At 66.4% G+C, this 599-nt stretch carries 1 pseudogene; it reads left to right on the top strand.

Annotated features, from left to right (window positions below):
• Window positions 1–90 precede the first annotated feature (90 nt).
• Window positions 91–420, top strand: a pseudogene (locus ADL01_RS22685) (hypothetical protein); the annotation flags it as partial.
• Window positions 421–599: the final 179 nt, after the last annotated feature.

Here is a 599-nt window from a genome sequence, read left to right as displayed (position 1 = left end):
TCGAGATGGCGCTCGCATGGGCGAACGGCCACGGGGCTGATCTTCGAAGTGTCGTAGCTCCGAAGGAGATTGACGCGGCGTCAGAACTTCTGCCCGCAGCTGTATTGGTCGGCACACCCGCTTGACCAGCAGGTTCCTGCCAACTATGCCGTCCTTCTGCCTTGGTGGGCGGAAGTTGCGAGGGGGTCTGGGACACGGCTCTACATCGGGGAGGCCCTCTACAAGGCGGGTGACCCGGCACAGCCTGCGGAGTGGCAGGACCCGGCGGAGCTGTCCCGGCATCTGACTCTCGCCAAGGAGTACCCGGAGGTGCGGGGGCATGTGTTCTTCGCGGCCAGGGAGGTGAAGGCGGACAGGATCGGGGCCATGGCCCGGGTGGTTGCCGACCACTATCAGGGGTCGGCGAGGACTCCCCGGTGATCGAGGGTCCGGCCGTCTACAGGGCGGTCATGGAGGTCTTGAGTCGGCATCCTGAATCGGAGCGGTCTCGGATACTGGGTGTGCTGTTCCCGGACCGCCGGGCTGCCCGGGATGAGCGGCGGCCTTCCCGTTCCTGCACACCGCTGCCGCGTAGAGGTGCTGGCGGTGACCCGATCAAG

Origin of the sequence: Streptomyces sp. NRRL WC-3618 (assembly GCF_001280005.1) — a bacterium.
GTDB lineage: Bacteria > Actinomycetota > Actinomycetes > Streptomycetales > Streptomycetaceae > Streptomyces.
Note: the sequence above shows the minus strand (reverse complement) of the source record. Positions and strands in the feature narration are given on the sequence as shown.